The sequence below is a fragment of the Helicobacter equorum genome (genome assembly GCF_900198655.1).
Classification (GTDB): Bacteria; Campylobacterota; Campylobacteria; order Campylobacterales; family Helicobacteraceae; genus Helicobacter_F; species Helicobacter_F equorum.
In genome coordinates this window covers 1-3,812 of sequence record NZ_FZPO01000074.1, presented here as the reverse complement: position 1 = coordinate 3,812, position 3,812 = coordinate 1, and the positions used below count along the sequence as shown (strand labels likewise).

At 34.0% G+C, this 3,812-nt stretch carries 3 protein-coding genes and 3 pseudogenes; all 6 read left to right on the top strand.

What is annotated here, in order from left to right; all coding sequences use genetic code 11:
• Window positions 1–356 (top strand): annotated as a pseudogene (locus C6H22_RS08365) (TonB-dependent receptor); the annotation flags it as partial.
• Between the two features lie 143 nt (window positions 357–499).
• Window positions 500–970, top strand: a pseudogene (locus C6H22_RS08360) (type I restriction enzyme HsdR N-terminal domain-containing protein); the annotation flags it as partial.
• Between the two features lie 65 nt (window positions 971–1,035).
• Window positions 1,036–1,203, top strand: a complete 168-nt coding sequence (locus tag C6H22_RS08735; RefSeq protein WP_158654687.1) for a hypothetical protein — start codon at window positions 1,036–1,038, stop codon at window positions 1,201–1,203.
• A 110-nt stretch (window positions 1,204–1,313) separates the two neighbouring features.
• Window positions 1,314–1,661 carry a DUF262 domain-containing protein gene (locus tag C6H22_RS08980; protein ID WP_233707106.1) on the top strand — a complete coding sequence of 116 codons (348 nt, stop codon included), beginning with the start codon at window positions 1,314–1,316 and terminating at the stop codon, window positions 1,659–1,661.
• Between the two features lie 47 nt (window positions 1,662–1,708).
• Entirely contained in the window at window positions 1,709–2,998 is a 1,290-nt protein-coding gene (locus tag C6H22_RS08355) for an HNH endonuclease family protein (RefSeq protein ID WP_233707105.1), read from the top strand.
• 193 nt (window positions 2,999–3,191) lie between these two features.
• A pseudogene (locus C6H22_RS08350) lies at window positions 3,192–3,812 on the top strand (HsdM family class I SAM-dependent methyltransferase); the annotation flags it as partial.

Sequence of the window (3,812 nt, the reverse complement as noted above, 5' to 3'; positions counted from 1 at the left end):
ATAATCTCTTTAGCAAAATTTCTTATCAATATAAACGTTTTAACACCTATTTACAAGGACAATACAAAGCAGGTATAGTCAATACAGATGCTTTAAGTGGTGCAAATGCACAAACTATACGCAATATACTTGATGGGATTTATTATAAGCCTTCGTTTGTGCTAAATCTAGGAGTTGGATATAAGCTAACCGATAATTTACGCTTAAATGCTGGCGTGTATAACCTCCTTGATACAAACTTCGCAGACTTTAGGTATGTCGCAGGAAGCAATAATAGGACTACTAATATCAACTACTATGGTCCAGTAATCCAAGAAGGACGCAGATATTGGGCGACACTCTCATATGACTTTTGATAAACCTTTGAGATTCTATGGAATACATAGAATCTCAAAGCTCTTGTGTGTATAAACGCATTACAAAATTCCCTTGTATATTCTTTTGGGATACATAAAACTCCTTTTTTAAGCAACAAAAAGTTAGAATCAACACTTTATAATGTGTGCATAGGCTATTACAAAAGGGTTATAAGCCAGAACACTTAGAACTAGAGCCAAGGTGGAATCTAGGGCGAGAGGCAAAAGGTGGCAAAGCAGATATTTTGGTGCGAGATCATCAAGGCAGTCCTTATTTACTCATCGAGTGCAAAACCACAGATTCTAAAAATAGCGAGTTTGCCAAAGAATGGGCAAAAATGCTAGAAAATGGCGGACAACTTTTCTCCTATTTTCAACAAGAAAGAGGTGTGAAATATCTATGTCTCTACACAAGCGACTTTATAGATGATACTCTCAAATACCAAAACTACATCATACAAGCCTTTGATAACCAAGAATACCTAAACGAAAAAGAATTAGAAAAATCCTATACAAAAGCAACCAACAATCTTGAACTTTTTTCTGTATGGAAAGAAAGCTATGAATTTCACCACGAAAAGCAAGGTATTTTTGAAAACAATATCAAAGTTTATATGCAAAATGACATTAAAGTTTCTCTTAGTTTCTCTGGCAAACAAATCTCTACAAAAGGACAGCTATGAATCTCTCAAAATCTCGCTTTATCAAAGGTATGCAGTGTCAAAAACTACTATGGCTTTTAACTCATAAAAAAGAAGCCCTAAGTGAGCCAGATATGCAGCAAACAGAGCGATTTAGCGTAGAAAGGGTAAAAGTGTGGAATATAGAGAATTTTTTGAAAAAGTAAGCGGCTTTTTAAAACAGGCAGAGATTCACAAAAGGCGTGGGAATAATGACTTTAATCCCTTGCTTTATTTTTTTTGATTATAATACGCATATTACATTTAAGGAGTGATAATGAAGCCAACAGAATCTACACTCAGAGAGTTTTTTGAAGGAGATAAGCAATTTTGTATTCCTGTATATCAAAGGGCATATTCTTGGGAAGAGCCGCAGTGGAAGACATTTTTAGAAGACTTGGAAGAAGCTACAAAGGGTGAAAATCATTACTTTTTTGGCAATGTGCTATTAGAAAAAGACGGCAATAATAGACTTGATATTATTGATGGACAGCAACGGCTTACCACCATTATTATTTTTGTGCGTTGCTTAGTCAATGTGCTAGATTCTAAAGGCTATGATAAAGAGCAGTTAGACTATATTAAACAAGACTATTTGGAGAATCGAAAAAAGCCCCGAAGTTAAATGCCAAGTTAAATGCCCTAGAATATGATAGGGATTATTTTTATGATGTGATTATTGCCAATAGTGATAATAAACACAAGCCACAAACGCCATCACAAAAACGCATTTTAGAAGCAAAAAAGTTTTTCACAAAAGCATTGAAAAGCAAAGAATTAGCCCAACTTCAAAAAATATTTGAAGCTATGCAAAAAGCACAAATAATAAAGCTTGAATTTAGCAACAAAAAAGATTCTGTGTTAATGTTTGAGCTACAAAATAATCGCGGCAAAGATTTAACAAATATGGAAAAGCTAAAAAGCTATCTTGCCTATCAAATCTACACTTATAGTGATAAAGATTCTGCTGAAACTAAACTCGATGAAATGACAAGTGTTTTTAAAGAAATTTATCGTGTTGTGAATGATGTTGTGAATGATATAAAGCAACTGAATGAAGATGCTATTTTGGGATATTTTAATATCGCAACTTCAAAATTTGGCTTTGCTTACAGAGAAGATGACAATAGTTTAAACTACAAAAAAGAACTAAAAGATATAAAGGATAGTGAAGAGAAACTTGCTTGGATTGATAAGTATGTAAAAAGCCTTAAAGATGCCTTTTTTGATTTCAAAACCTTTATGAAATCAAAAAGCGATTATAAAGAATATTTGCTCCATTTAAATGTGGCAGCCACCTATCCCTTTGTGATTAAGGCGTATCGGCTTTTTAGAGATGATGAAGAGAAGTTGGAGAGAGTATTTAAAGCCCTTGAAGTGATTGCTTTTAGAGATAAGCTTGTGAGCACTAGAGCAAAGATAAGGGACAAACTAAATAGTGCTTTGAAAAACTTTGATAGTGTAGAAAATCTTGAATCTGGCATCAAGTATGTATGCGATAATGAGTGGTATTGGAATGACGATAATATAATAAAAGCACTTGAGCCTGAAAAACACACTTTAAATGAAATTGCTCGCTATATTTTTATGCGTTATGAAAATGCACTGCGAAGCAAAACTGCAAAAACTAAAGGCTACAAATTTACATTAGATGAAATCAAAAAGCCACAAGATGGTAAGAATCCGCCGATAGAGCATATCGCCCCACAAACAGAAAATGGCGAAAAAGTCGCAAGTGGTTATTGTAAATATAATGAAAAGTTTATGAAATCTTATTTGAATCGCATAGGGAATCTTATGCTGATTGCCGACTCTCATAATGTCTCTGTTGGTAATAATCCATTTACAGATAAGCTACAAAGCTATGAAAAATCCCCTATGGCACAACATAGAGAAATAAAAGAGTTTGCCAATGGCAAAATATGGGAGAAGATTCTATTAATGATCGCCACAAAAAGCTAGTGGAATTTATCCTAGAAACTTGGAGTTTATAAATCTTTGTAATCTTTGTTTTGTATAGTCAGAATCTTTATAAAATCTTGTGTAAAGATTCTAATATTGACTTCTTGCCTTACTCGCCTTTAACAATCTCTCAATGATTCTAAAAATTTCACTTTTTTGTCATAACGCTGTCAAGAGATCATGTTAATATTACAAAGAATTATTTTTAAAAAATGCCCTTGTTTTAAAAGAAATCGTTGAGCTTTTTGCACCCTACAAACTCACACAAAATTCTACCAATCAATTTTTAGGCAATCTCTTTGAGCTGTTTTTACAAAAGGGTATGAAGCAAGATGAGGGGCAGTTTTTCACCCCTATGCAAATTTGCGAATTTATCGTGTATTCTCTCCCCTTAGATTCTATGCTAAGCACAAAACCTCTAAAAGTCATTGACTATGCGTGTGGTGCAGGACATTTTCTAAACACTTATGCCAACGAACTCAAACGCTACATCAATACACAAGATTTAAAAGAGCATTACAAAAATATCTATGGCATTGAAAAAGAATATCGCCTAAGCAAAGTTTCCAAAGTTTCAAGTGCAATGTATGGACAAAATGAAATCAATATCTTATACGCCGATGCCCTCTCAAGCTTTGAATTAGCCAACACAAGAGTTTTGGAAGGCCAAAAGCCAAAACCACAGATTCAATCACACAGCTTTGATGTACTCATCGCCAATCCACCCTATTCTGTCAAAGGCTTCCTAGAAACGCTAAGCCCAAAATCTAGAAAAACTTACGAACTTTTTAATGCCGACATCAATATAGAATCT

What these genes read in the sequence shown, in the direction of transcription:
- C6H22_RS08980 (WP_233707106.1), top strand. Translation starts at nt 1,314, where the DNA reads ATGAAGCCAACAGAATCTACACTCAGAGAGTTTTTTGAAGGAGATAAG.
- C6H22_RS08735 (WP_158654687.1), top strand. Translation starts at nt 1,036, where the DNA reads ATGAATCTCTCAAAATCTCGCTTTATCAAAGGTATGCAGTGTCAAAAA.